This is a genomic window from Streptomyces sp. NPDC051576, from assembly GCF_040681835.1.
GTDB lineage: Bacteria > Actinomycetota > Actinomycetes > Streptomycetales > Streptomycetaceae > Streptomyces.
Window position 1 is genome coordinate 353,236 of record NZ_JBFAZO010000006.1, and the last position, 24,347, is coordinate 377,582.

Genomic DNA, 24,347 nt, shown 5'->3' on the forward strand with positions numbered 1-24,347 from the left:
CTTTAGACATCTAGGAGGTGCCCATGGGGGAGCGCAAGCAGGCTCGGGAGGCTCGGCATGACGAGTTCCAGAGCTTTGTCATCGGCCGCTGGCCGGGGTTGATGCGGACGGCATTTCTTCTCACGGGGGAGCAGCACGCCGCGGAGGATCTGGTCCAGTCGACACTCGAACAGGCCTTTGTGGCCTGGCGCAAGGTCGGCTCGGCCGACGACCCGGAGGCGTATGTCCGGCGCGTGATGATCAACGCGCACGCACGCAAACACCGCAGACGACTCAAGGAGTTCCTGGCTCCCAAGGACGACTCGGGCCTGGTGCGCGAGATCGCCGACACCGGTGACCGCATCGCCCAGGCCGACGACCGCAGCGCCCTGCTGAAGGCACTGGTCCAACTCCCGCCCAGGCAGCGGGAGGCGGTGGTGCTGCGGTACTGGGAGGACCTGACCGAGACCCAGACGGCCCAGGCGATGGGCTGCTCGGTCGGCGCGGTGAAGAGCAACGCGGCCAAGGGGATCGCGAAGCTCCGCGCCATACCGGGACTCGCCGAGACGGTGACGCAGGGAGGGCCGAAGTGATGAGCGCGGACCGGGAGACGAACCACACCATGACGGACAGAGACATCGCCTTCCTGCTGGCCGAGGCCGCGGACGAGGTCGAGATCGGTATAGCCCCCTACCAGGCGGTGATCCGGGGCGGCCGCCGGCGCCGGGCCCGCCGCTGGGCGCTCGCGACGGCCGCGGCACTGGTGATCACCGGCACGTCGGGCACGCTGGCGCTGGCGGGGCTGCGCGACGGCAGCGGGGGAGAGGTGACGCCCGCGGTGACGCAGCAGCAGATCCCGCCGCTGACCCCGGAGGAGCGCAATGTGTACTCGCCGATCGAGTCCATGATCGGGACCGGCAGCGCCTCCGGCGGCGTCAAGGAGTGGTCGGTCAGCGTCGACGAGTGGGGAGCCCCACGCAACGACGGGGAGGCACAGGTCCAGTTCCAGGCCATGCGTACGTACGGCGAGATGCCGGTGGAGGTGACCAAGGCGTCGCAGCTGATCGGCAAGTCCTCGTTCTTCGTGCGACGGACCGTCGGGGACGGGAACCCGGTCGTCATCACGCAGAACACGATCGACCCGAAGGACACGATGGCGGGCACGGACCTCGATTCGGTCGCGCTCTCCCTGGACCCGAAGCACACCACCCCGCAGCGCCTGGTGATCGGCCAGGTCGCCAAGACCGCCCAGGAGGTCACCTGCACCTGGAAGGACGGCAGCTCGACCGTCGTCCACAGGGTCGCGGAGGGCGCCGACGTCAACAGCGACGAATCGGCGATCCGCCCGGTGGACGGTTCGTCGTCCAACTGGTTCGTGTGCATCGCACCGGAGGGGACGACGTTCCACTCGGTGGGGGTGACGAAGTAAGGGAAAAAGCACTGGAGCGGTGAGGAGCAGGGCTGGTAGCTTCCGGTCGACCGTGACACCGCCCGAGGAGGTGAGACCCATGAACGCTGTATCGATGTGGGTGCTCCCCCTTTCCGACACGGCCGGCGATTGACGTAGATGTCGCCGGGAGCGCCTCGACAACAAGGCACTCCCGAAAGGCAACACCTATGTATTCCTTGCAGTTCACCGCCGAATCGTCGTCGAACGGCATGCTCGAACGCGACTTCACCGTGGGCGGCGTCCCCGGTGTCCCCGGCGTCCTCTGGTCGCCGGCCTCCGGCGCGGCCGATCGCGCCCCCCTGGTCCTGATGGCCCACGGCGGCGGCAACCACAAGAAGCACCCCGCGATGTCCGGCCGCGCCAGGAGCCTGGTGACCGGCTGTGGCTTCCACGTCGCCGTCATCGACGCACCGGGTCACGGCGACCGGCCGCGCACGGCGCACGACGAGGCGGAAATCGCCGAGTTGTTCCGGGCGAGGGCGGCGGGCGAGCCGGAAGGCCCGATCGTCGTGCGCTACAACGCCCACCTGGCGGAGCTGGCCGTGCCCGAGTACCGGGCGATGCTGGACGCTCTCCAGGAGCTTCCGGAGATCGGCGGCGACGGGCCGGTCGGCTTCTGGGGCATCAACATGGGCACCGCGATCGGCATACCGTTCGTGGCGACCGACCCCAGGATCACCGCCGCGGTCTTCGGCCAGCACTGGCCCGACGTCCTGGCCGAGCAGGCGAAGGAGATCACCGTCCCGATCGAGTTCGACATGCAGTGGGACGACGAGCACATCTCGCGCGAGGAGGGTCTCGCGCTGTTCGACGCCTTCGCCTCGCAGGAGAAGTCGTTGCACGTGAACTCGGGCAGGCACAAGGAACTGCCCAGGTTCGAGGCCGACAGCGCGGTCCGGTTCTTCGCCCGACACCTCGGCCGACCGACCACGTCGCCGGCCTGACCCACACGGTCGCGGCGCCCGGCTCACCGGCGGGGCGCGGCGACCACCCGACGCACCGGGGACTGCCGCTCCGACCGTGCGGATTCGCTTTTGGCATGCTGCCGTTGCGGGATGCCGACTGGAAAGGGAGCCGGATGGACCGGAACCAGCAGGGGCGTGACATACGCACGATCGACGACGTACTCCGGCTCCTGGACGGGCTGTTCGCGCCGGACGCCGACCGGTGGACCACCGGGGCAGCCTCCTGGTGGGACGGTTTCTACGCCGACCGCGCCAAGCCGGTGCCGTTCTTCGTGGCGAAGCCGGACGAGAACCTGGTCGCGTATCTCGACCGGGGTCTCGTCCCCGGGGGCGGCCGTGCCCTGGACCTGGGTTGCGGCCCGGGGCGCAACACCCTTCACCTGGCCGCGCGGGGCTTCGAGGTGGACGCGGTCGATCTGTCGCCGACGGCGGTCGCCTGGGCGGAGGAGCGGGCCCAGGAGGCGGGAATCCGGGCCCGGTTCCACTGCGGGGACGCGTTCGCCCTCGTCGGCACGGAACTCCCGGGCCCGTACGACCTGGTCTACGACTCCGGGTGCTTCCATCATCTGCCCCCGCACCGGCGCATCAGCTACCTCGCGCTGCTGGACCAAGTCCTGGCCCCCGGCGGCCACTTCGCGCTCACCTGCTTCGCGGCCGGTGCGATGGGCTCCGAGCTGCCCGACGCCGACCTGTACCAAGGCTCCGGTCTCCAGGGCGGGTTGGCCTACACCCCCGAAGCCCTGCGCTGGATATTCGGGGACCTGGAGGAGGCCGAGCTGCGCCGGATGCGCGCCGAACCGGCCCAATCGCCGTGCTTCGGCGAGGACTTCCTGTGGACGGCACTGTTCCGCCGCCCCCGGACGGAGTGTTAGAGCCACCCCTTAGAGCCACCCCTGCTGCCGGGCCTCCCGCATCGCCTCCATGCGGTTGCGGGTGCCCGTCTTGCCGATCGCCGAGGAGAGGTAGTTGCGGACGGTTGACTCGGAGAGGTGCAGCTTGCCGGCGATGTCGGAGACCGTCGCGCCGTCCACCGAGGCCTTGAGGACGTCGCACTCGCGGGCGGTCAGCGGATTGGGGCCGGCGCTCAACGCGGCCGCCGCGAGCGCGGGGTCGATGACCGTCTCGCCGGTGAGGACGCGGCGGATCGCGGCGGCCAGGTCCTCCACCGGGCCGTCCTTCACCAGGAAGCCCGCGGCGCCCGCCTCCATCGCCCGGCGCAGATAGCCGGGGCGGCCGAAGGTGGTGAGGATCAACACCCGGCAGTCCGGGGCCTGTTCGCGGAGTTCGGCGGCGGCGTCCAGGCCGCTCATGCCGGGGAGTTCGATGTCGAGGAGGGCGACGTCGGGGCGGTGGGTGAGGGCCGCGTCCACGATCGTGTCACCCGTCCCGACCTGGGCGACGACCTCCAGGTCCGCCTCCATGCCGAGCAGCAGGGCGAGGGCGCCGCGCATCATGCCCTGGTCCTCGGCGAGCAGCACTCTGACGGACTTGGCGGGCCGGTGGTCCTGGGGCATCTCATCCACGGGGCAAGGGTAAGGCCCGGGGCGGTTGTCAAAAACTCTTCATTGTCGGCGTCCGCGAGTCTTGACGGTCCACGGCCGCGGGCAAACAATCGCCTCGGCATTCTGCGAACATTCTGGAATTTCACATGCCGGGCCGATTTTCGGAAAACTTTCGACAGGTTCGACGGGTTCGACATTTCGATCGCGAACAGGTTCGGCATTTCGATCGAACAATGTCCGGTATTTCGACCAGGAGCCAAGGCTCCAGGAGGTGCACCGTGTTCTTGAGATTCCTCCGCACCCGGCCGCGCCGGCTGAGAAACGCAGTCCTGGCCGCACTCTCGGCGCTCGTGACCGTCGCCGCGCTCGCCGTCGGCGTTCCGCAGGCGTCGGCCGCCACCTCGCTCCCGTGCGACATCTACGCCACCGCCGGGACGCCCTGCGTCGCCGCGCACAGTCTCGTCAGGGCGCTCTACTCGTCCTACAACGGCTCGCTGTACCAGGTGCAGCGCGCCTCCGACAGCGCCACCGCGAACATCGGCCTGCTGGCGGCCGGGGGCTATGCCAACGCGGCGGCGCAGGACTCGTTCTGTGCCGGTACGACCTGCATCATCACCAAGATCTACGACCAGTCGGCGCGCCACAACGACCTCACGATCGAGGGCGCCGGCGGGGCGGGCGTGGCCGATGTCGGGGCGCCCGCGGACGCGCTGCCGGTGACCGTCGGCGGGCACCAGGTCTACGGCCTGGAGATCTCGGCCGGCATGGGCTACCGCGACAACTCCACCTCGGGCGTGGCCACCAACGGCGCCGCCGAGGGGATGTACATGGTGACCTCGGGCACCCACGTCAACGGTGGTTGCTGCTTCGACTACGGCAACGCCGAGACCAACAACCAGGACACCGGCAACGGTCACATGGACGCGATCAACTTCGGCACCGAATGCTGGTTCGCGCCCTGCTACGGCAGTGGTCCCTGGGTGCAGGCCGACCTGGAGAACGGGCTGTTCCAGTCGGACTCCGGGTACAGCAAGAACACGGCGAACACCGGTACCGGAGCGAGGCCGTTCGTCACCGCTTTGCTGAAAAACAACGGTCAGGACCATTTCGCGCTGAAATACGGAAATGCCCAGTCGGGCAGTCTCACGACCACGTATTCCGGCGGTGAACCCACCACCAGTGGTTATTCGCCCATGCACCAGGAGGGCGCGATCGTCCTGGGCACCGGCGGGGACAACAGCAACGGCTCCATCGGCTCGTTCTTCGAGGGCGTCATGACCGCGGGCATCCCCACGGACGCCGCCGACAACCTGGTGCAGGCCAACATCGTGTCCGTCGGCTACGGCGGCTCGACCGGCACCACCGGCACGCTCGCGGCCGGTTCGGAGATCTCGCTGCGCGCGACCACCTCGTGCTGCACCGGCGACTACATCCGCCACCAGGCCAACGCGGCGGTCGTCTCGGCCATCACGTCGAGCAGTTCGGCGCTCGACAAGGGCGACGCCACCTGGATCGTCCGCAGGGGACTCGCCAACAGCTCCTGCTACTCCTTCGAGTCTCGGAACTACCCCGGCGACTTCCTGCGCCACTTCAACTACCAGCTCTACCGACAACCCATGGTCGGCACCGCGCAGTTCAGACAGGACGCCACGTTCTGCGCCTCGACCGGCAAGAGCGGCACGGGCACCTCGTTCGCGTCGTACAACTATCCGACCAGATATCTCCGGCACTACAACTACAACGTCTACATCGCGAGCGACGGCGGCTCGAACGCCTTCGACAGCGCCACCTCGTGGACGGACGACGTCAGTTGGGTGGTCACCGCGCCCTGGGCGCCGTAGCCGCCTCGGTCAACTCCGGTGCTTCCACCGGTAGTTCGGCGGTGACAGTGAATCCGCCGCGCGGCGACGGGCCGGCCCGAAGGGAGCCGCCCGCCGCCGCGAGGCGTTCGGTGAGGCCCTTCAGACCGGTCCCGCCGACGCCCTCGGCGGAGCCCGTACCCGCGCCCGCACCCGTGCCGTCGTCAGCGACGGTCAGGCGGACCCGGTCCAGGACCCCGTCGAGCGTGATCTCGCAGCGGGCCGCGCCGCTGTGCCGTACGACGTTGGTCACCGACTCGCGGACCACCCAGCCCAGCAGGGCCTCGGTCTGCGGGGTCAGGGGCGGGCCCGACTGGCGGACCACCGGGTCGATGTCGGCGGCGGACAGCGCGGAGCGGGCGCTGTCCAGTTCGGTGGCGAGGCTGCCCTCGCGGTAGCCGGTGACCGCCTCGCGGATCTCGGTGAGCGCCTGCCGGCCGACCGACTCGATGTCGGTGATCTGGTCCAGCGCCGCCGCCATGTCGCGGGGCGCGAGCCGCCGGGCCGCCTCCGACTTCACCACGATCACCGAGAGCGTGTGCCCGAGCAGGTCGTGCAGGTCGCGGGAGAAGCGCATCCGTTCCTCCGCCACCGCACGGCGGGCCAACTCCTCGCGGGCGGCGCGCAGTTCGCGTACGGCCTCGGAGAGGGAGAGGATCGCGGCGGTCACCATGGTGGACAGGAAGGTGCCGTAGGCGACGTTGATCGCGTCCCAGCCCGCCCGGAACACGGAGACCGCCGCCGCGAGCGCGGTCAGCGCGAGGCCGACCTGGCCGAGGCGCGGGCCGCGCAGACAGGCGCCGGTGGCGAGGCCGAGCAGCGGGAAGAAGTACAGCCAACTGCCGCCGTAGCCGAGGGCGAGGCCGCAGGTGATCACGCCCATCACGACCAGCGCCACCCGCGTCGGGACGGCCTCGCGCTTCTCCTTCACGAAGGAGCGGAAGACGACGTTGATGTAGAGGGAGTTGAAGGCGAGCAGGCCCAGAGCGCCGATCCAGGGGTTGGCGGTCTTGCCCTGGAGGAGGTTGGAGAAGGAGCCGAGACCCATCAGCAGCCACGGCAACAGAGAGAAGCCGGTCGGCGGCGGGCCCGGGTGCTCGGGCCGCGCGCCCGTGCGGCGCGCCTCCTTCTGCGCGGTCTTGAACTCCGCCATGTCGGCCCTCCACTGGGCCCGCGCCGCCCGCAACTGGCGTATCTGGCAGGTGATCCCTCGCATCCAGGACATCTCTCTCGCTCCCCCGGTCACACGGTCCGCCCGGTCCGGCGGTACGCCAGGACAGCGTACGAACCGAACGCGAGCAGCCAAGCCGTCAGAACCACGATCGCGCCGAGCGCCGGGGCATGCCCGTCGGCGACGGAGGTGCCGAGTGCCGCGAAGCGGTTGGTAGGGGTGTACTCCGAGACGGCCCGCAGCCAGCCCGGGAACAGGCTGATCGGGAACCACAGACCGCCGATCACCGCGAGCCCCAGGTTGCAGGCCATGTTGGCGACGCCGGTGGTCTGGGAGGTCAGGCCGTAGCCGTTGCCGAGGCCGAGCAGGGTGAAGGGGACCGAGCCCAGCCACAGCAGCAACGCGACCAACACCCACTGCCAGACGGCCAGCCGAACCCCGTTCACCAGCCCGCCTGCCGCGAGCACCGCCACGATCGAGGGCAACACGGTCACCGACCCGGTCAGCGCCCGGCCGACGACGACCTGGCGCGGCGTCATCGGCGTCACCCGCAGTTGCCGCAGCCACCCGATCGCCCGGTCCTCGGCGACTCCACCCCCGGTGTTCAGGGCGGACCCGACCGCGCCGTAGGCGGCCATACCGACCATCGCCGTGGCCTTGTAACCGCTGTCGTCCCCGCCGAGGTTGGTGAACAGCAGATACATCATCACCGGCATCACGATCCCACCGATGACGAAGCCGAGGTCACGCAGGGTCCGGCGTACTTCGAGGCGCAGGTAGTCGAGCATGACGGTCTCCGTTTCGGGGTGCGTGCGGGCGGGGGAACGGTGGTGCGGGGGCGCCGGGGTGGTGTCGAGCGGGCGGCCCGTGTCCGTGCGGGCGAGGGATCGGTGGTGGGGGAGTGGCGGAGTGGCGTCGAGCGGGCGGTCCGTATCTGTGAGGTCGGTTGTCGAGTTGGAGTCGCGGGGGGTCTGGCGGTCTGCGCGTCGCGGGCGGTCGGGTATCAGGCGGTCTCCGTCTCCGGGGGCCGTGCGGGCGGGGAATCGGTGGTGCGGGGTTGCCGGGGTGGCGGTGGGGAGGCGGTCCGCGAGTCGCAGGCCGTCGAGCATCACACCGTCTCCAGTTCGGGTCCGGACGTCAGAGCCAGGAACGCGTCGTCCAGCGAGGCCGGGCTGACCTCCAGGCCGCAGATCGCGTTGCGTGCGGCCAGTGCGATCACGGTCGCGTCCGAGTCGTCGGTGCGCAGCAGCGCGCGGTCGCCGCGTACTTCGAGGGTGCGGACGCCGGGGAGCCCAGCCAGGTCCTCGGTCGGGCGGCCTCCCAGGTCGACGGAGACGAGGCTGCCGCCGGCCGCTCGCTTGAGTTGCTCGCCGGTGCCGTCCGCGACGATCCGGCCGCGGTCGATGACGACGATCCGGTCGGCGTGTGCGTCCGCCTCCTCCAGGTAGTGCGTGGAGAACAGGACGGTGTGACCGCGCCGCGCGTAGGCGCGCATCGAGTGCCAGAACGCGTGCCGTGCCTCCACGTCCAGGGCGGCGGTCGGCTCGTCCAGGACGATCAGTGACGGGTTGCCGGCCAGGGCCACGGCGAACCGCACGCGCTGCGTCTGGCCCCCCGAGAGGCGGTCCACCCGGCGCCCGGCCAACTCGCCGATACCGGCCAGGTCGAGGGCCTGTGCGACGGGCATCGGGGTCGGGTAGCGCCGGGCGACGAAGGTGATCAGCTCGCCCACGGTGACCCGGGGCACTGCCCGCGACTCCTGGAGCATCGCCCCGACCAGGCCGTTCCGTACGGCCGACTCGGGCTGCGTGCCGAACAGTTCGACCCGGCCGGCGTCGGGCGCGTTCAGCCCGAGCAGCAGTGAGATCGCCGTCGACTTGCCCGCGCCGTTGCGGCCGAGCAGCGCGACCGTCTCGCCGCGCCCGATCTCCAGGTCCACGCCGTCGACGGCGCGCACCGCGCCGAAGGCCTTGACCGCCCCCGCGAAGGACACCGCACGCTCTGCCCCACCTGTCTGTGTCATGGCTACGACGCTACGAACCCGAGCCCCCCGCACGGCAGATGCGCATGTACGGACTCGGGCAGGACAAATGTCACGGGCGCCCCCGACAGGCACGGACCTGACACAGTGTCAGGAGCCTTCACAACTGCCGGGTGCTGGGCTATACAAGGGTCGCCGGACTGGAACGCGTTCTAGGTCGGCCCGTGACGACCTCGGTGCGGCCGACGGTGCGGACGGCCGCACCGGGGTCTTCGACCACCGGCGATCAGGAGCCCCATGCCCATCGACGCAGCCCAGGCCCTCGCGGCCGAACCCCGGACCGGCGAGATCTCCTGGACCACCAAGGACGTGCAGCTCTACCACCTCGGCCTCGGCGCGGGCACCCCGGCGACCGACCCCGACGAGCTGCGCTACACCCTGGAGTCCCGGCTGCACGTCCTGCCGAGCTTCGCCACCGTCGCGGGCAACGGCTCACCCGGCGTGATCAGCGGCCTGTCCATGCCCGGCATCGAGGTCGACCTCGCCCGCGTCCTGCACGGCGGCCAGTCCCTGCGCCTGCACCGCCCCATCCCGACCCAGGGAATCGCGACCAGCACCGGCAAGATCGCCGCGATCTACGACAAGGGCAAGGCCGCCGTCCTCGTCATGCGCACCGAAGTCGCCGACACCGACGGCCCGTTGTGGACCAACGACGCACAGATCTTCGTCCGGGGCGAGGGCGGATGGGGCGGCGACCGCGGCCCCTCCACCCGCCTCGAACCGCCAACAGGCGCCCCGGACAGGGTCGTTGAGCGTCCGATCCGTGAGGACCAGGCCCTCCTCTACCGCCTCTCCGGCGACTGGAACCCGCTGCACGCCGACCCCGAGTTCGCCAAGGTCGCCGGGTTCGACCGGCCCATCCTGCACGGCCTGTGCACCTACGGTATGACGCTCAAGGCGGTCGTCGACACCCTGCTCGACGGCGATGTGACCCGGGTGCGCGGCTACGACACCCGCTTCGCCGGAGTCGTCTTCCCCGGCGAGACGCTGCGCATCCGCATGTGGCGCCGGGGCGGCACCGAGGTAAGGGTCGCGGTGAGCGCCGTGGAGCGGGACGACGCGCCCGTCCTCGCCGACACGATCGTCGAACACTCCTGAGCCAGGTCAGACTTGAGGGGAGCCGCACCATGCGCGCAGCCGTACTGCACGAGATAGGCCAGGACAAACTGGAAGTCCTCGACGACGTCGAGGCGACGGGATTCGGGCCCGGCCGGGTCAGGATCCGGGTGCGGGCCACGGGGCTGTGCCACTCGGACCTGTCCGCGATGGCCGGCGTACTGCCGCAGCCCGCGCCGTTCGTGCCCGGGCATGAGGGCGCCGGCGAGATCCTCGAAGTCGGCGAGGGCGTCAGCCACTTGAAGCCCGGCGACCGGGTCGTCGTCTGCTGGCTGCCGGCCTGCGGAGTCTGTCCCGCCTGCAAGCGCGGCCAGACCCAACTGTGCCTGGCGGGGTTCATGAACGCGGGCACCCCCAACTTCAAGCGCCCCGGCGGCAGTCCTTCCGATGTCTTCGGCTTCGCCGGGACCGGCACCTTCGCCGAGGAGGTCGTCGTCGACGCGGGCTGTGCCGTGCCGATCCCCGACGACGTGCCCTTCGACATCGCGGCCCTCATCGGCTGCGGGGTCACCACCGGACTCGGCGCCGCCCTCAACACCGCTGACGTGGAAGCCGGTTCGTCGGTCGCCGTGATCGGCTGCGGCGGGGTCGGCATCTCCGCGATCCAGGGCGCCCGCCTCAAGGGAGCCGCCGAGATCGTCGCCGTCGACCCGGTCGCCTCGCGCCGCGAGTCGGCCCTCAAGTTCGGTGCCACGCGGGCGATTTCGCCGGACGAGCTGCCGACCGCCAAGCAGGAGGTCACCGGCGGCGAGGGCTTCGACTACGTCTTCGAGGTCGTCGGCCGCTCCACCACCGCCCGTACCGCCTACGAGAACACCCGCCGCGGCGGCACCCTCGTCGTCGTCGGCGCGGGCGCCCTGGACGACTTCCTCCAACTCAGCATGTTCGAGCTGTTCTTCGACGAGAAGCGCATCCTGCCCTCGATGTACGGCGGCGGGGACGTCCTGCGTTCCTACGAGCGCACGATCGCCCTGTGGCGGGCGGGCCGCGTCGACCTGGAGGGCCTCATCACCCACCGGGTGCCGCTGGCCGACATCAACGAGGCCCTCGACCAGATGCGCCAGGGCACGGCCCTGCGCACCTGCATCGAGATCTGAGGGCCGGTATGTCGCTGCCACTTGAGGGCCTCTCCGCGATCGTCACCGGCGCCGCGCGAGGGCTCGGCCGCGCCGAGGCGCTCGAACTCGCCCGGCTCGGCGCGGCCGTCGTCGTCAACGACTACGGACAGCCGGGCCGGGACGGCTCCGGTGAGGCCTCCGCGGGCCCCGCCGAACGGGTCGCCGCCGAGATCCGCGCGGCCGGCGGCCGGGCCGTCGTCCACACCGGGGACGTCGCCGACTTCCAACAGGCAAGCGAACTGGTCGAGTTGGCGGTCGAGCAGTTCGGCAAGCTCGACATCCTCGTCAACAACGCGGGCATCCTGCGCGACCGCATGGTCTTCTCCATGACGGAGGGGGAGTGGGACGCGGTGATCCGGGTCCACCTCAAGGGCCACTTCAACACGACCCACTTCGCGGCCGCGCACTGGCGCGAGCGGTCCAAGGCGAGCGGCGCGCCGGTGTACGGGCGGATCGTGAACACCTCGTCCGAGGCGTTCCTCGCCGGTTCCGCCGGACAGCCCAACTACGCCGCCGCGAAAGGCGGGATCGTCGGCCTGACCACCTCCACCGCCCTCGCCCTCGCCAAGTACGGAGTGACGGCGAACGCCATCTGCCCGCGCGCCCGCACCCGGATGACCGAGGACGTCTTCGCCGGCTTCGAGGAGCCCGACGACGGCCTCGACCCGCTCGCCCCCGAGCATGTCGCCCCGCTCGTCGGCTACTTGGCCGCACCCGCCGCCGGACGGATCAACGGACAGCTCCTGGTCGTCCACGGCGGCATGGTCGCGATCGTCGAACGCCCGCACGTCCAGGCCAAGTTCGACAGCAAGCAGGACACCTTCAGCTACGACGAGCTGGACGCCGTACTCACTCCGCACTACGCGCGCCGGGCCGACGGCGAGACGTTCGCGGCGGCCGAGGTGCTGGGGCTCAAGCGGGAGTCGGACCAGACCTAGGGAACGCGACGGCCCCGCCCGTCCGAGGACGAGCGGGGCCGGGCGATGCTGATGGTCCGTCAGACAGCCGCGTACTTCGACTGCGTGGACTGCTCGGACGGCTTGCGGTGACGGCCGTGGGCGGCGGAGTCGCCGTCCTGCGCCGAGACCGGGCCCCGGTGCTTGCCGTGACCGGAGGCCTCGTGTGTGTCGGCAGACATGGTCTGCGCGGTGCTCGCGTCGTTCATCGGATACTTCACCCCGTAGCAACAAGATCCTTCATACAACCCGGTGATCTTATCCAGCCGTTCCCGGGGTGACGCGCGACGGCCTGCCGTCCGGAACGACTTCGTTACCGAGCCACATCACTTCGTTACCCGACCGCCACCCGGCCTTTCAACGGCGCCTCCCGCAGCGGTACCGGACGCGGTGCGGCCGGCACCGGGGGATCCGGTTCGGACGGCTCCCGCGCGGCCTCCCCAGGCGCGCCTGCCGTCCCGTCCCGAACCGGATCCCCCGGGCGTGTTTCCCCCGTTTCCCCAGGAGCCCCCGTCGCCCCCTGGCCCCCCGTTGCCCCCGCCCCCCAGGGCACCGCGAACCTCGCCACCCCGCACGGCACCTCCCGTGTGGCGTACGGCAGTCGCAGCACCCCGTCCGTGGTCCACAGCCCGGCGCCCGCCAACCACCCCTCGGGCGCCGGGAGTTGGAGCAACTGCCGGTCGGCGGGCCGCCACAGGCCGAGCCAGCTGCCGCCCGGCCCGTCGACACACAGCGCCACCCCGCAGCTCTCCGGCATCAGCACCAGACCCGGCTGGATCGCGAACGGCGTCACCGCGCACTCCGGCACCCGCAGACACTCCGGGAACCGCACCGGCAGCGTGGAGCCGAGCACCCCCCAGCCCAGCCGGTCCCGCCCCGGCGACGGCGCGTCCGAGCGGATCAGCAGCAGCCCGCTGTCCGGATCGGCCAGCAGCAGCCGGTCGTCGCTGTCCGCGGCGATCTGCAGCAGTGGCGACACCTCCCCGTCCCGCTCCAGGTCCACCACGATCGCCTTGGTCCGGCCGCCGACCTCCCGGTCCAGCGCCAGCATCCGGCCCGTCCGGTCCAGCCAGACCCCGCCCGAACAGCGCCCCGGAACCATCGCGAGATGCTCGGGACCGAAGGCCCCGCCCGCCACCAGCCACACGGCGGTGGAGCGCCGGCCCACGGCGAGGGCGTACGCCTTCTCGCCCCCCGGCGCCGGCGGCAGCATCCGCAGCCGGGTGTCCGGGTCCGGGCACTCGACCGCGCCGAGCGGCAGCTCACCGGTGCCGGGACCGGTCGGGTACAGCAGCGAGAAGGTGTGCCGCCCGTCCACCAGCCGCCGGATGAGCACCCGCCCGTCGCTCATCGGCTGCACCTCCGTACCCGGCTCCTCCGGCTGGTTGCCGGGCAGCGGCACGGCGTACGGCTCGGGGCCGTCCAGCGTCCACCTCTCAGGAAACAGACAGTCACCGGCCGGCGCGAGCCGGGCCGCGTACGCCCCGTCCGCGGTGATCGCACACGCGGCGCCCTCGGCGCCATGGGTGCGCAGGTCCCCGCACTCGTCCCCGTCCTCGTCCGCCGCCGTGGGCTCGATCGCACAGGCCGTCATGGTTCGGTCACCTCCGGCGACGAAACTAGTTTTCGTACGTACGGACGTGGGACCGATGAGCAGCCACATCACACATAAGGGTGGCCAAGTAACGATTCGCCTGAGGAAACCGGGGCGGGTGTGCTGAACGGGGCCGTAGACCGTCTACGGCTGCTTCGGCGGTTCAGCCCCACAGTGCGGCCAGGTAGCCTTTCCCCGTGCCCCGTCAGCCCGTATCCCGTCAGTCCGCACCTCGCCTGTCCGAAGTCGTCGCCGCGCTGGAGAACCTCTGGCCCGCCGAGCGGGCCGAGTCCTGGGACGCGGTCGGCACCGTCGTGGGCGACCCCGAGCAGGACGTGACCCGCGTCCTGTTCGCCGTGGACCCCGTGCGCGAGATCGTCGACGAGGCCGTGAAGCTGGGCGCCGACCTGCTGGTCACCCACCACCCCCTCTACCTGCGCGGTACGACCACGGTCGCGGCCTCCACCTTCAAGGGCCGCGTGGTGCACACCCTGATCAAGCACGACATCGCGCTGCACGTCGCCCACACCAACGCCGACCGGGCCGACCCGGGAGTCTCCGACGCCCTCGCGGGCGCGCTCGACCTCCGGGTCGTACGACCGCTCGTGCCGGACCCCACCGACCCGGAGGGCCGCCGGGGCCTGGGCCGTGTCTGCGAGCTGGACCACCCGGTCACCGTCCGCGACCTCGCCGCCCGCGCCGCCGAGCGGCTGCCCGCCACCGCGCAGGGCATCCGCGTCGCCGGCGACCCCGACGCCCTGGTCCGCACGGTCGCCGTCAGCGGCGGCTCCGGCGACAGCCTCTTCGACGACGTACGCGCGGCGGGCGTCGACGCCTTCCTCACCGCGGACCTCCGCCACCACCCCACCTCAGAGGCCCGCGCCCACAGTCCTCTCGCGCTGCTCGACGCGGCGCACTGGGCCACCGAGTGGCCCTGGTGCGAGCTGGCCGCCGCCCAGCTCGACGAGATCTCCGACCGCGAGGGATGGGGCCTGCGGGTCCACGTCTCCAAGACGGTCACCGACCCCTGGACCGCCCACGCGGCGTCCGCCACCACACCAGACTCAATGGGAGCCCCCAACTGAACGCCGCGCCCGCCGACCAGATCCGACTTCTCGACGTCCAGGCCCTCGACGTACGCCTCTCGCAGCTCGCGCACAAGCGCAACTCCCTGCCCGAGCACGCCGAGATCGACTCGCTGACCAAGGACCTCACCCAGCTGCGCGACCTGCTCGTGGCCGTGCAGACCGAGGAGAGCGACTGCGCCCGCGAGCAGACCAAGGCCGAGCAGGACGTGGACCAGGTGCGCCAGCGCGCCACCCGCGACCAGCAGCGCCTCGACTCCGGTGCCGTCACCTCGCCCAAGGACCTGGAGAACCTCCAGCGCGAGATCGTCTCCCTCGCCAAGCGACAGGGCGACCTGGAGGACATCGTCCTGGAGGTCATGGAGCGCCGTGAGTCCGCGCAGGAGCGCACCGCCGAACTGACCGAGCGGGTCGGTTCCGTGCAGGGCAAGATCGACGACGCGACCGCCCGCCGCGAGGCCGCCTACGAGACCCTCGACGCGGAGGAGGCCACGGCCGAGAAGGAACGCGAGGTCGTCTCGGCCACCATCCCCGCGGACCTCCTCAAGCTCTACGACAAGCTGCGCCAGCAGCAGGGCGGCATCGGCGCGGCCAAGCTGTACCAGCGCACCTGCCAGGGCTGCCGCCAGGAGTTGGCCATCACCGACATCAACGAGATCCGCGCGGCGGCCCCCGACACGGTGGTCCGCTGCGAGAACTGCCGCCGCATCCTGGTGCGCACGTCCGAGTCGGGTCTGTAGAGGCCAAGGAGTCCTGGGCGTGCGGGAGTTCATCGTCGAGGCCGACGGCGGTTCCCGGGGCAACCCGGGGCCCGCGGGCTACGGCAGCGTGGTCATCGACGCGGCGACGGGGGAGACCCTGGCGGAGGCGGCCGAGTACATCGGCATCGCCACCAACAACGTCGCCGAGTACCGGGGCCTGCTGGCCGGCCTCCGCGCCGCCCACGCCCTGGACCCGACCGCCCGCATCCATGTCCGTATGGACTCCAAGCTCGTCGTCGAGCAGATGTCGGGCCGCTGGAAGATCAAGCACCCCGACATGAAGCCGCTGGCGGCGGAGGCGGGTGCGGTGTTCCCGGCGGATCAGGTGACATACGAGTGGATCCCGCGGGAGAAGAACAAGCACGCGGACAGGTTGGCCAACGAGGCGATGGACGCGGGGAAGAGGGGCGAGCAGTGGTCGGCGGCGGATTCGAGGGCTGAGCTTCTCGGCGCAGGTCCAGGCACCCCGCCCAAGGGGCGCGGGGCTGTGTCGACAAGCGGCTCCGCCGCGGGGCGCGACCAGCCCCCACCGGCCCGCTCCATGACGACCACCGGCAAAGCCACCGCCGACATCCGCGCCGCCCGCAACGTGGCCACCCCCAGCGCGGGTTGGGCCCCCGCCGACATGGGAGCCCCCGCCACCTTCGTCCTCCTCCGGCACGGCGAAACCCCCCTGACCCCTCAGAAGCGCTTCTCCGGCAGCGGCGGCACCGACCCCTCCCTCTCGGACATCGGCCGGGACCAAGCGGCGCGCGCCGCAACCGCGTTGGCGGCTCGCGGCACCATCCAGGACATCGTCGCCTCCCCCCTCGCCCGCACCCGCGAGACCGCCGCCGCCGTGGCGGAGCGCCTCGGCCTCGACGTGACGATCGAAGAGGGCCTGCGCGAAACGGACTTCGGCGCCTGGGAGGGCCTCACCTTCGGCGAGGTCCGCGAGCGCTACCCCGACGACCTGACGACGTGGCTGACCGACCCCACGGCCCAACCCACCGGTGGGGGCGAGAGTTTCGCGGCGACGGCGACCCGGATCGCCGCCACCCGCGACAAGCTGGTCGCGGCCTACGCGGGCCGCACGGTCCTGCTCGTCACCCACGTCACCCCGATCAAGACGTTCGTCCAACTCGCCCTGGGCGCCCCGCTCCAGGCCCTGTTCCGCATGGAACTCTCGGCGGCCTCGCTCTCGGCGGTGGCGTACTACCGGGACGGCAACGCGAGCGTACGGCTGTTCAACGACACGTCCCACCTGCGCTGAGCGCCGCCGCCTCGCGGGCCAGCGCCTCGATCCGCCCCCAGTCCCGCGCGGCCACCGCGTCCGCCGGGATCATCCAACTCCCGCCCACACAGCCGACGTTGGGCAACGCGAGGTAGTCCGGAGCGGAGCCGATCCCTATCCCGCCGGTCGGGCAGAACCGCGCCTGCGGCAACGGCCCCGCGAGGGACTTGAGATACGCCGTGCCGCCCGCCGCCTGAGCCGGGAAGAACTTCATCTCCCGCACCCCGCGTTCGAGCAGCGCCACCACCTCGGACGTGGTCGACACCCCCGGCAGGAACGGCACCCCGGACCCCCGCATCGCCTCCAGCAGCAGATCCGTCCACCCGGGACTGACGAGAAACCGCGCCCCTGCGGCCACGCACTCCTCCACCTGCCCGGGAGTCAGCACGGTCCCCGCCCCGACCACGGCCCCCGGCACCTCACCCGCGATCGACCGCAACGCCTCCAGCGCGGCCGGCGTCCGAAGCGTCACCTCGATCGCCGGCAGCCCACCGGCGACCAGCGCCCGCGCCAGCGGTACGGCGTCGGCGGCGTCCTCGATGACGACGACGGGGAGGACGGGGGCGAGCCCGAGCAGGGAGGAGGAAGCCATGGCCTCATCCTGCCGAGCTGATGCAGCACGCGCAAAGGGCGTTGCGCACACTGCAACGCACCCGAAGGTGTGCTCAGTGAATCTCGTCCACCAGCACATCCAGCGACCAGGCCTGCCCCGCCCGCGCGGGCGCCTCCGCCTCCACCACGTACCCCAGCCCCCGCAGCGTCTCCACCAGATCCTCCGGCGTCCCGGGCGTGCCCGCCCCCGACAGCAGACTCCGTACGATCCGCCCCTTCGTCGCCTTGTTGAAGTGGCTGACGACCTTCCGGGTCGGCGCGTGCAGCACCCGTACGGTCGCCGTCCGCTCCGCGATCCCGCCCTTCGGCTTCCAGGCCGCCGCGTACGCCGAGGACCGCAGGTCCAGCACCAGCCCGTCCCCGGCGGCCTCGGGCAGCACGGACGCCATCGGCGCGCGCCAGTGCGCGCCCAGCGCCCCGAGCCCCGGCAGCCGTACGCCCATCGAGCAGCGGTAGGACGGAATCCGGTCCGTCACTCGCACCGCGCCCCACAGCCCGGAGAACACGAGCAGCGAGCGCGCGGCCCGCCGCTTCGCGGCCGGTTCCAGGGAGGCCAGGTCGAGGGCGTCGTAGAGGACACCTGTGTAGATCTCCCCGGCGGGCCGCGCCCCGGCGGTCCGCAGATCGACATTCTTCGCGATCTCCCCCCGAAGACCCTCACTCAGCCCGAGCACCTCGCGCGCCTTGTCCTCGTCGGCCGCGCACAGCTCGACCAGTTCGTCGAGTACGGCCGCGCGGGCGTCGGTGAGTCCCGGCAGTGACAGCGACTCCGGCTTGAGCGGGGCGCCGCGTCCGGAGGAGGCCTTGCCTTCGGAGGGCGGCAGCAGGACGAGCACGGTGGGTTTCTCCTTACGGTGGGTGCTGCGCCAGCGTAAAGGGTGCGGCCCGGCGGATTGTGCCTACGCTCGTGTCATGCCCCGCCGTCGCATCCGGGTGACCGGCACCCCCGAAGCCCCGCTCCGCGCCGCCCTCACCGCGCTCCGTACCGAACTCGGCGTACCCGAGACCTTCCCGTCGGACGTCCTGGCCGAGGCGGAACGGGCGGCAGCGACCCCACCGCCCCCGCTCCCGGACGCCACGGACATCCCCTTCTTCACCGTCGACCCGCCCACCTCCATGGACCTCGACCAGGCGATGCACCTGTCCCGCCGGGGCACCGGTTTCCGGGTCCGGTACGCCATCGCCGACGTCGCCTCCTTCGTGACCCCCGGCGGGGCGCTGGACGCGGAGGCCCACCGCCGCGTCACCACGCTCTACTTCCCGGACGAGAAGACCCCGCTGCACCCGCCCCTGCTGAGCGAGGGCGCCGCGAGCCTGCTGCCCGACGTGACCCGGCCGGCCGTGCTGTGGACGATCGACCTGGACGCGGACGGCCGTACGACCGCCGTGGACGTCCACCGGGCGCTGGTCCGCAGCCGGGCCAAGCTCGACTACGCGACCGTGCAGCGCCGCATCGACGAGGGCACCGCCGAGGAACCCCTCGCGCTGCTCAAGGACATCGGTGAGGCCCGGGAACGGCTGGAGGTGGAGCGCGGCGGCATCTCCCTGAACGTGCCCGAACAGGAGATCGTCGAGCGCGACCACACCTACGAACTCGGTTATCGCGCCCCGCTCCCCGCCGACGGCTGGAACGCCCAGATCTCCCTGCTCACCGGCATGACCGCCGCCGAGCTGATGCTCGCGCACGGCACGGGCGTCCTGCGCACCCTGCCCGCCGCCCCGGACGGCGCGGTGGGCCGCCTCCACCGCACCGCGCACGCCCTGCACATCGACTGGCCGCACCACATGTCGTACGCGCGGCTCATCCGCTCCCTCGACCCGCACCGCCCGCACCACGCGGCCTTCCTCCAGGAGTGCACGACCCTGCTGCGCGGCGCGGGCTACACGGTCTTCCAAGGCGGCGTCCTCCCGGAGATCACCACCCATGCGGCCGTCGCCGCCCCCTACACCCACTGCACGGCCCCGCTACGACGGCTGGTCGACCGCTACGCCTCAGAGATCTGTCTCTCACCCGCGTCCCCGCCCGCCTGGGTGCTGGCCGGTCTCGAAGCCCTCCCCAAGGAGATGGCCAACGGCACCCGCCTCGCGGGCACGGTTGAGCGCGAGTGCGTCGACATCGTCGAGGCGGCCCTGCTGAAGGACCGTGTCGGCGAACTCTTCGAGGGCTGTGTGGTCGACGTCGAGGACGACCAACCCACCGTGGGAAGAGTCCAGTTGGACACCCCGGCCGTCGTCGCCCGGCTGACCGGCGGCACCACTCCGCTGCCCCTGGGGGAGCGGCTGCGGGTCCGCCTCACCCAGGCCGACCCGGGGACGGCGAAGGTACAGTTCGCGCCCGCGTGACCGCTTCCACCAGGGCTGCTACGAGGCGTTCGGCGTCGTCGGCGTGGAAGCGGACGGTGTCGACCGCCCGTCGGCCCCCGAAGAACGTGAAGTGGCTTACGGGCTCGGCGAGTTGAAGCGTGACGGAGGTGCGGAAGCCGACCGGGAGATCGAGTTCACCGTCGGCCCGGCGGCGGGCGGCACGCAACTCGCCCTCGACCGAGGCGATATGACCGAGCGGGATGACCAGGTCGGCACGGACGGCCCGCCGCAGCCGCAGTGCGCCCCGGTCGAGCTGATGCGGGCGGGCGGCGGAGGACGCGTGCAGGGCGGCGACGGCCGCGACCGCGAACAGGCCCAGGAGCGGCACCAGTTGGTGCGGCACCGGCGAGTCCCGCAGCAGCACCGACAGGGTGAGCGTCTCCAGGACGCACGCGAGCGCCGACCCGGCCACCAGGGCCCGACGCCCCCGCGCATACCCGAACACCCGCCCGCCACCTGCCCAGTTGATCCTCATGGGGTCAGTACAGATGCTGACGTCGCGGGAGGGTCAAGCGCCAACGGGCGCGCCGAACCACAACCGCAGAGCCTCCGTCGGGTCGTCCTCGGTGCTGTCCGCGTCCGCCGCCCAGGCCGTTATGCCGTCCGGGCGAACCAGCAGGGCGGCGAGTTCCGGCCGACCGGGGCAGGTGGTGGTGAGCACGTCCACCACACCCTCGTAACCCTCCGCGCGGGCCCGGAGTTTGGGGTCGTCGGCGAGGTCGAGGAGGAGGGCGCGGCCGGTGTGGAGGTGGTCGGCGAGGTGGGTGGCGTCGGCGAGTTCGAGGTCGGGGGCGCTGCGGCCGGTCAGCGGGTGGTCGCCGGGGAGGTCGTACTGCTGCCAGACACCGGAGATCCGCTTGACGAGATACGTCGTGCCGTCGACCGTCCGCGTGAGATCGGTCAACACCTCGCGCAGGGCACGGGAATGCGGCTCGGGGCGCATCACCGCGATCTGGGCGCGCGTCCAGTCCAGCACCCAGGCGCCGATCGGATGCCGTTCCGCCGTGTAGGAGTCCAGGAGTTCCACCGGTGCCCGGTCGCCCACCACCAGGGCGAGTTTCCAGCCGAGGTTCATCGCGTCGCCGATCCCGAGGTTGAGTCCCTGTCCGCCGAACGGCGAGTGCACATGCGCCGCGTCGCCCGCGAGCAGCACCCGGCCCGAGTGATAGGTGGCCGCCTGTCGGCAGTTGTCGGTGAACCGGGTCGAGGAGTGCACCTTGTGCACGGTGACGTCGACGCCCGTCACTCGGCGCACACTGGCCTGCAACTCCTCGGCGGTGACCGGGGATTCGCGGTCGGCGGGCGGTCCGTCGAACTCGACGGTGAGGATCCGACCCGGCACCGGACCGTAGGCGTACGTCCCCACGTCGGTGGTGTTCCAGCCGCCCCGCAGCGGTTCGGTGCCGGTCATGTCGGCGAGTGCCTGGTAGCCGGTGATCTCCGGTGCGGTGCCCGGGAACTCGATCCCGGCGAGCTTGCGCACGAGGCTGCGCCCGCCGTCGCAGCCGACCAGCCAGCCCGCGCGGACGGTCTGCGGCGCGGAGTCGTCGGTGGGCGCGAGGTGGACGGTGACGCCCCCCTCGTCGGTGTCGAAGCCGGTCAACTCGACCTGCCTGCGCACCTCGACGCCGAGTCCGTCGGCGTGCCGGCCGAGCAGCCGCTCCAACGGGGCCTGCGGGACGAGCCCGACCCGCTCGACCGGGCCGAGGTCCGCGAAGGCGGGGTCCGAGTCGTCGAGCAGATCGGCCCGCAGCATGATCCCGGAGAAGTGGCCGGCGAACTTCGGCGGCGGCACGGGGTTGTCGTGGCCGGGGCCGCCGTGCTGCCGCGTGAACTCCTTGAAGCGGTTCATCGCCTCCTCGTGCACCTCGGTCAGCGCGGGCAGCAGCCCTCGCCGGTAGAGGGCGACGGCGGTCGTGGAATTGATGCCGCCCGCCTTGATCGTCTCGTTCACCTCGGCCAGCCGCTCCACGACCAGCACACGGGCCCCGCCGAGGCTCAGTTCGGCGGCCAGGAGCAGCCCCACGGGCCCGGCTCCGGCCACCACGACGTCGTAGTTCGTGTCAGTGTCCATGCGCATAAGTGTAGTCACTAAAAAATTATGTTCGCTACACTGTTCCCGTGAACGAGGGCGAGCTCTCCCTGAGAGAGCGCAAGAAGCGGGCCACCCGGCAGCGGATCTCGAACGTCGCCACGGACCTGTTCAAGGAGCGCGGCTTCGACGCGGTGTCGGTGGCGGAGGTCGCGCGCGCCGCAGAGGTGTCGACGATGACCGTCTTCAACTACTTCCCGCGCAAGGAGGACCTGTTCCTCGACCGCATCCCGGAAGCGGTCGAGGCGCTCAGCGGTGCGGTACGCCACCGCGCCCCGGGCGAGACCCCGCTCGCCGCGCTGCGCCGCCTCTCGCTCGAACTCCTGGACCAGCACCACCCGTTGGCAGGCCCCAACGACACCTTCCCGGACTTCTGGCAGGTCGTGATCGACTCGCAGGCCCTGCGCGCGCGGGCCCGCGAAGGCCTGGAGGAGATCGAGAACGCCCTGTCCGACGCCCTCGCCGAGACCGCCCCGGACACCCCCGACCCCGCCCTGACGGCGGCCCTGATCGTCGCCGCGTACCGGTCGGTCTACGTCACCACCGCGCGCCGCCTGCTCGCGGGCGAACGCGGGAAGGGGCCGGCCGAGGACCACCAGACCCGGATGAACGCGGCCTTCGACCTCCTGGAGCGGGCCCTCACCCCGGCATGACACATGGCCTCGGCGCGTTGCACCCTGTGGAGGAAAGGGGGTGCCACCGGTGACCGCACGCGAACAGGCCCTGTGGACGAGGGCGAGACTGGGCCACCGCGGCCCGCCCCTGGACCTCCTCACCGCCCGCTTCGACCGCCATGTCTACGCCCCGCACGCTCACGCCGAGTTCACGATCGGCGTCTGCGTCGACGGCTCGGAGGTCATCGACTACCGCGGCGGCCGTATCCGCACCGGCCCGGGCTCCATCGTCGTCCTCGCCCCCGGCGAAATGCACACCGGCGGCCCCGGCAGCACCACCGACGGCTACGCCTACCGCGCCCTCTACGCCGACCCGGCCCTGCTGACGGACGGCACCCTCGGCGGCGGCCCACCGCACTTCCGCGAACCCCTCCTCGACGACGCCGAACTCGCCCTGGCCCTGCGCCGGGCCCACACCGAACTCAGCGCCTGCCCCGACCCGCTGGAGGCCGAGTCCCGCCTCCCATGGCTGCTCACGGCCCTCACCCGCCGCCACTCCACCGCCCGCCCGGCACCGGACCTGGTCCCCGGTGCGGCCCAGGTGGCCCACGCGATACGCGACCGACTGGCGGACGAGTTGCTCACCCCACCCTCCCTCTCCTCCCTGGCCGCGGACTTCGACCTGTCCCGCTACCAACTCCTGCGAGCCTTCCGTACGACGATGGGGATACCCCCGTACGCCTGGCTCGCCCAGCACCGGGTGACCCTGGCCCGCGGACTGCTGGAGGCGGGCGGCCGCCCCGCCGAGGTGGCGGCTCAGGTGGGCTTCGCGGACCAGGCCCATCTGACCCGCTGGTTCCGGCGGGTGCTGGGGGTGACCCCGGCGGCGTACCGCAACAGCGTTCAAGACTCCCGGTGAGGGGGCGGCACAGACTCGCCGTATGACTGCACGCGGCTGGTTCCTGTTCTCCCTGATGGGAGTGGTCTGGGGCATCCCCTACCTGATGATCAAGGTGGCGGTGGACGCCCCGCTGTCCCCGTCCATGGTCGTCTTCACACGCTGCGCCCTGGGCGCCGTACTCCTCCTGCCGTTCGCGCTGCGACAGGGCGGCCTGCCCCGCACGATTCGGACGCACTGGCGCCCGATGCTGGCCTTCGCGTGCATCGAGATCATCGGCCCCTGGTTCACGCTCACGGACGCGGAACGCCACCTGTCGAGTTCTACGGCGGGTCTGCTGATCGCGGGCGTCCCGATCGTCGGCGTACTGATGGCGAGGTTCTTCGGCACCGCGGAACGACTGGGCGCCCGCCGCGTCTTGGGCCTGGCCCTGGGCCTGGCCGGAGTCACCGTCCTCACCGTCCCGCACCTCACGGGAGGCGACGCCCGCTCACTGGCGGAGGTACTGCTGACGGTCCTCGGCTACGCGACGGCCCCCCTGATAGCGGCCCGCTACCTCAAGGACGTCCCGACCCTCCAACTGACGGCCCCGTGCCTGGCGTTGGCGGCCCTGGTCTACGCCCCGGCGGCAGCGCTCACCCGGCCGTCCACGGTCCCGTCCCCCCATGTCCTGGCGTCCCTCGCCGGCCTGGGCGTGATCTGCACGGCGCTGGCGTTCGTGGCCTTCCTGGAACTGATCAAGGAGGTCGGCCCCACCCGCGCGACGGTGTTCACCTACGTCAACCCGGCGGTCGCGGTGGCGGCGGGCGCGCTGTTCCTCGGCGAGGACCTGACCGTGGGCATCGCGGTCGCCTTCACCCTCATCCTGGCGGGCTCGGTCCTGGCGACGGCGGGACC

The 24,347-nt window shown here is 71.5% G+C and carries 24 protein-coding genes and 1 pseudogene; 15 read left to right on the top strand and 10 right to left on the bottom strand.

The window, feature by feature from the left end; genetic code table 11:
* Positions 1–23: 23 nt before the first annotated feature.
* From AB0M63_RS22320 to AB0M63_RS22335, 4 genes are all read left to right on the top strand, one after another.
* A complete protein-coding gene (locus AB0M63_RS22320) occupies positions 24–572 on the top strand; it encodes a SigE family RNA polymerase sigma factor (RefSeq protein ID WP_366020573.1) in 549 nt (182 codons plus the stop codon).
* Positions 573–601: 29 nt separating this feature from the next.
* On the top strand, positions 602–1,408 hold the full coding sequence (locus tag AB0M63_RS22325) for a hypothetical protein (RefSeq protein ID WP_366020574.1): 807 nt from the start codon (positions 602–604) through the stop codon (positions 1,406–1,408).
* A 188-nt stretch (positions 1,409–1,596) separates the two neighbouring features.
* The gene (locus AB0M63_RS22330; protein ID WP_366020575.1) at positions 1,597–2,373 is read left to right on the top strand and encodes an alpha/beta hydrolase; all 777 of its coding nucleotides are present in this window, start codon (positions 1,597–1,599) and stop codon (positions 2,371–2,373) included.
* 134 nt (positions 2,374–2,507) lie between these two features.
* Positions 2,508–3,266 (top strand): class I SAM-dependent methyltransferase, encoded by a 759-nt coding sequence (locus tag AB0M63_RS22335; RefSeq protein WP_355917095.1) that lies wholly within the window; start codon positions 2,508–2,510, stop codon positions 3,264–3,266.
* 9 nt (positions 3,267–3,275) lie between these two features.
* On the opposite strand, the gene AB0M63_RS22340 is transcribed toward AB0M63_RS22335, so the two are convergent.
* Positions 3,276–3,908: a response regulator transcription factor gene (locus tag AB0M63_RS22340; RefSeq protein WP_355917379.1), complete on the bottom strand. Its 633-nt coding sequence runs from the start codon at positions 3,906–3,908 to the stop codon at positions 3,276–3,278.
* Positions 3,909–4,174: 266 nt separating this feature from the next.
* Between AB0M63_RS22340 and AB0M63_RS22345 the strand changes: the two genes are divergently transcribed.
* Positions 4,175–5,737, top strand: a complete 1,563-nt coding sequence (locus AB0M63_RS22345) for an alpha-L-arabinofuranosidase B (protein WP_366020576.1) — start codon at positions 4,175–4,177, stop codon at positions 5,735–5,737.
* Here AB0M63_RS22345 and AB0M63_RS22350 read toward each other — a convergent pair.
* The 3 genes from AB0M63_RS22350 to AB0M63_RS22360 form a co-directional block, all read right to left on the bottom strand.
* Positions 5,715–6,980: a sensor histidine kinase gene (locus AB0M63_RS22350; protein WP_355917089.1), complete on the bottom strand. Its 1,266-nt coding sequence runs from the start codon at positions 6,978–6,980 to the stop codon at positions 5,715–5,717. The genes AB0M63_RS22345 and AB0M63_RS22350 overlap by 23 nt on opposite strands.
* A gap of 17 nt (positions 6,981–6,997) precedes the next feature.
* A complete protein-coding gene (locus AB0M63_RS22355) occupies positions 6,998–7,714 on the bottom strand; it encodes an ABC transporter permease (RefSeq protein ID WP_366020707.1) in 717 nt (238 codons plus the stop codon).
* A gap of 320 nt (positions 7,715–8,034) precedes the next feature.
* Positions 8,035–8,949 carry an ABC transporter ATP-binding protein gene (locus AB0M63_RS22360; protein ID WP_366020577.1) on the bottom strand — a complete coding sequence of 305 codons (915 nt, stop codon included), beginning with the start codon at positions 8,947–8,949 and terminating at the stop codon, positions 8,035–8,037.
* 255 nt (positions 8,950–9,204) lie between these two features.
* On the opposite strand from AB0M63_RS22360, the gene AB0M63_RS22365 reads away from it, so the two are divergent.
* The 3 genes from AB0M63_RS22365 to AB0M63_RS22375 are packed head-to-tail and all read left to right on the top strand — an operon-like array spanning position 9,205 to position 12,139.
* Positions 9,205–10,065, top strand: a complete 861-nt coding sequence (locus AB0M63_RS22365; protein ID WP_366020578.1) for a MaoC/PaaZ C-terminal domain-containing protein — start codon at positions 9,205–9,207, stop codon at positions 10,063–10,065.
* Between the two features lie 29 nt (positions 10,066–10,094).
* Positions 10,095–11,180: a Zn-dependent alcohol dehydrogenase gene (locus AB0M63_RS22370; RefSeq protein WP_355917078.1), complete on the top strand. Its 1,086-nt coding sequence runs from the start codon at positions 10,095–10,097 to the stop codon at positions 11,178–11,180.
* An 8-nt stretch (positions 11,181–11,188) separates the two neighbouring features.
* Positions 11,189–12,139: a 3-oxoacyl-ACP reductase gene (locus AB0M63_RS22375; RefSeq protein WP_355917075.1), complete on the top strand. Its 951-nt coding sequence runs from the start codon at positions 11,189–11,191 to the stop codon at positions 12,137–12,139.
* A 59-nt stretch (positions 12,140–12,198) separates the two neighbouring features.
* On the opposite strand, the gene AB0M63_RS22380 is transcribed toward AB0M63_RS22375, so the two are convergent.
* Positions 12,199–12,366 carry a hypothetical protein gene (locus tag AB0M63_RS22380; RefSeq protein ID WP_366020579.1) on the bottom strand — a complete coding sequence of 56 codons (168 nt, stop codon included), beginning with the start codon at positions 12,364–12,366 and terminating at the stop codon, positions 12,199–12,201.
* A 125-nt stretch (positions 12,367–12,491) separates the two neighbouring features.
* Entirely contained in the window at positions 12,492–13,751 is a 1,260-nt protein-coding gene (locus tag AB0M63_RS22385) for a hypothetical protein (RefSeq protein WP_366020580.1), read from the bottom strand.
* A gap of 197 nt (positions 13,752–13,948) precedes the next feature.
* Between AB0M63_RS22385 and AB0M63_RS22390 the strand changes: the two genes are divergently transcribed.
* The 3 genes from AB0M63_RS22390 to AB0M63_RS22400 are packed head-to-tail and all read left to right on the top strand — an operon-like array spanning position 13,949 to position 16,849.
* Positions 13,949–14,836 (top strand): Nif3-like dinuclear metal center hexameric protein, encoded by an 888-nt coding sequence (locus AB0M63_RS22390; RefSeq protein ID WP_366020581.1) that lies wholly within the window; start codon positions 13,949–13,951, stop codon positions 14,834–14,836.
* The gene (locus tag AB0M63_RS22395) at positions 14,833–15,576 is read left to right on the top strand and encodes a C4-type zinc ribbon domain-containing protein (RefSeq protein ID WP_328834403.1); all 744 of its coding nucleotides are present in this window, start codon (positions 14,833–14,835) and stop codon (positions 15,574–15,576) included. The genes AB0M63_RS22390 and AB0M63_RS22395 overlap by 4 nt, the downstream gene beginning before the upstream one ends.
* A gap of 19 nt (positions 15,577–15,595) precedes the next feature.
* Positions 15,596–16,849, top strand: a complete 1,254-nt coding sequence (locus AB0M63_RS22400; RefSeq protein WP_366020582.1) for a bifunctional RNase H/acid phosphatase — start codon at positions 15,596–15,598, stop codon at positions 16,847–16,849.
* On the opposite strand, the gene eda is transcribed toward AB0M63_RS22400, so the two are convergent.
* Both eda and yaaA read right to left on the bottom strand, forming a co-directional pair.
* Complete coding sequence (gene eda, locus AB0M63_RS22405) at positions 16,824–17,462, bottom strand: bifunctional 4-hydroxy-2-oxoglutarate aldolase/2-dehydro-3-deoxy-phosphogluconate aldolase (RefSeq protein WP_366020583.1); 639 nt, start codon at positions 17,460–17,462, stop codon at positions 16,824–16,826. The genes AB0M63_RS22400 and eda overlap by 26 nt on opposite strands.
* 73 nt (positions 17,463–17,535) lie before the next feature.
* Positions 17,536–18,318, bottom strand: a complete 783-nt coding sequence (gene yaaA / locus AB0M63_RS22410; RefSeq protein ID WP_366020584.1) for a peroxide stress protein YaaA — start codon at positions 18,316–18,318, stop codon at positions 17,536–17,538.
* A gap of 76 nt (positions 18,319–18,394) precedes the next feature.
* Here yaaA and AB0M63_RS22415 point away from each other — a divergent pair, with 76 nt between their 5' ends.
* On the top strand, positions 18,395–19,825 hold the full coding sequence (locus AB0M63_RS22415) for an RNB domain-containing ribonuclease (protein ID WP_366020585.1): 1,431 nt from the start codon (positions 18,395–18,397) through the stop codon (positions 19,823–19,825).
* On the opposite strand, the gene AB0M63_RS22420 is transcribed toward AB0M63_RS22415, so the two are convergent.
* Positions 19,776–20,321, bottom strand: coding sequence for a hypothetical protein (locus tag AB0M63_RS22420; RefSeq protein WP_366020586.1), 546 nt, complete (start codon positions 20,319–20,321; stop codon positions 19,776–19,778). The genes AB0M63_RS22415 and AB0M63_RS22420 overlap by 50 nt on opposite strands.
* A gap of 33 nt (positions 20,322–20,354) precedes the next feature.
* A complete protein-coding gene (locus tag AB0M63_RS22425) occupies positions 20,355–21,920 on the bottom strand; it encodes an FAD-dependent monooxygenase (protein ID WP_366020587.1) in 1,566 nt (521 codons plus the stop codon).
* Positions 21,921–21,967: 47 nt separating this feature from the next.
* Here AB0M63_RS22425 and AB0M63_RS22430 point away from each other — a divergent pair, with 47 nt between their 5' ends.
* The 3 genes and pseudogenes from AB0M63_RS22430 to AB0M63_RS22440 all read left to right on the top strand — a co-directional run.
* Positions 21,968–22,591 (top strand): TetR/AcrR family transcriptional regulator, encoded by a 624-nt coding sequence (locus tag AB0M63_RS22430; RefSeq protein WP_355917047.1) that lies wholly within the window; start codon positions 21,968–21,970, stop codon positions 22,589–22,591.
* A 49-nt stretch (positions 22,592–22,640) separates the two neighbouring features.
* Positions 22,641–23,471, top strand: coding sequence for an AraC family transcriptional regulator (locus AB0M63_RS22435; RefSeq protein ID WP_355917044.1), 831 nt, complete (start codon positions 22,641–22,643; stop codon positions 23,469–23,471).
* Positions 23,472–23,493: 22 nt separating this feature from the next.
* Positions 23,494–24,324, top strand: a pseudogene (locus AB0M63_RS22440) (EamA family transporter); the annotation flags it as partial.
* Positions 24,325–24,347: the final 23 nt, after the last annotated feature.

Bases quoted from the DNA above. Each gene is read 5' to 3' on its own strand.
- AB0M63_RS22320 (WP_366020573.1), top strand. From the start codon at position 24: ATGGGGGAGCGCAAGCAGGCTCGGGAGGCTCGGCATGACGAGTTCCAG.
- AB0M63_RS22325 (WP_366020574.1), top strand. From the start codon at position 602: ATGACGGACAGAGACATCGCCTTCCTGCTGGCCGAGGCCGCGGACGAG.
- AB0M63_RS22330 (WP_366020575.1), top strand. From the start codon at position 1,597: ATGTATTCCTTGCAGTTCACCGCCGAATCGTCGTCGAACGGCATGCTC.
- AB0M63_RS22335 (WP_355917095.1), top strand. From the start codon at position 2,508: ATGGACCGGAACCAGCAGGGGCGTGACATACGCACGATCGACGACGTA.
- AB0M63_RS22340 (WP_355917379.1), bottom strand. From the start codon at position 3,908: ATGCCCCAGGACCACCGGCCCGCCAAGTCCGTCAGAGTGCTGCTCGCC.
- AB0M63_RS22350 (WP_355917089.1), bottom strand. From the start codon at position 6,980: ATGTCCTGGATGCGAGGGATCACCTGCCAGATACGCCAGTTGCGGGCG.
- AB0M63_RS22355 (WP_366020707.1), bottom strand. From the start codon at position 7,714: ATGCTCGACTACCTGCGCCTCGAAGTACGCCGGACCCTGCGTGACCTC.
- AB0M63_RS22360 (WP_366020577.1), bottom strand. From the start codon at position 8,949: ATGACACAGACAGGTGGGGCAGAGCGTGCGGTGTCCTTCGCGGGGGCG.
- AB0M63_RS22365 (WP_366020578.1), top strand. From the start codon at position 9,205: ATGCCCATCGACGCAGCCCAGGCCCTCGCGGCCGAACCCCGGACCGGC.
- AB0M63_RS22370 (WP_355917078.1), top strand. From the start codon at position 10,095: ATGCGCGCAGCCGTACTGCACGAGATAGGCCAGGACAAACTGGAAGTC.
- AB0M63_RS22375 (WP_355917075.1), top strand. From the start codon at position 11,189: ATGTCGCTGCCACTTGAGGGCCTCTCCGCGATCGTCACCGGCGCCGCG.
- AB0M63_RS22380 (WP_366020579.1), bottom strand. From the start codon at position 12,366: ATGAACGACGCGAGCACCGCGCAGACCATGTCTGCCGACACACACGAG.
- AB0M63_RS22385 (WP_366020580.1), bottom strand. From the start codon at position 13,751: ATGACGGCCTGTGCGATCGAGCCCACGGCGGCGGACGAGGACGGGGAC.
- eda (WP_366020583.1), bottom strand. From the start codon at position 17,462: ATGGCTTCCTCCTCCCTGCTCGGGCTCGCCCCCGTCCTCCCCGTCGTC.
- AB0M63_RS22415 (WP_366020585.1), top strand. From the start codon at position 18,395: ATGCCCCGCCGTCGCATCCGGGTGACCGGCACCCCCGAAGCCCCGCTC.
- AB0M63_RS22420 (WP_366020586.1), bottom strand. From the start codon at position 20,321: ATGAGGATCAACTGGGCAGGTGGCGGGCGGGTGTTCGGGTATGCGCGG.
- AB0M63_RS22425 (WP_366020587.1), bottom strand. From the start codon at position 21,920: ATGGACACTGACACGAACTACGACGTCGTGGTGGCCGGAGCCGGGCCC.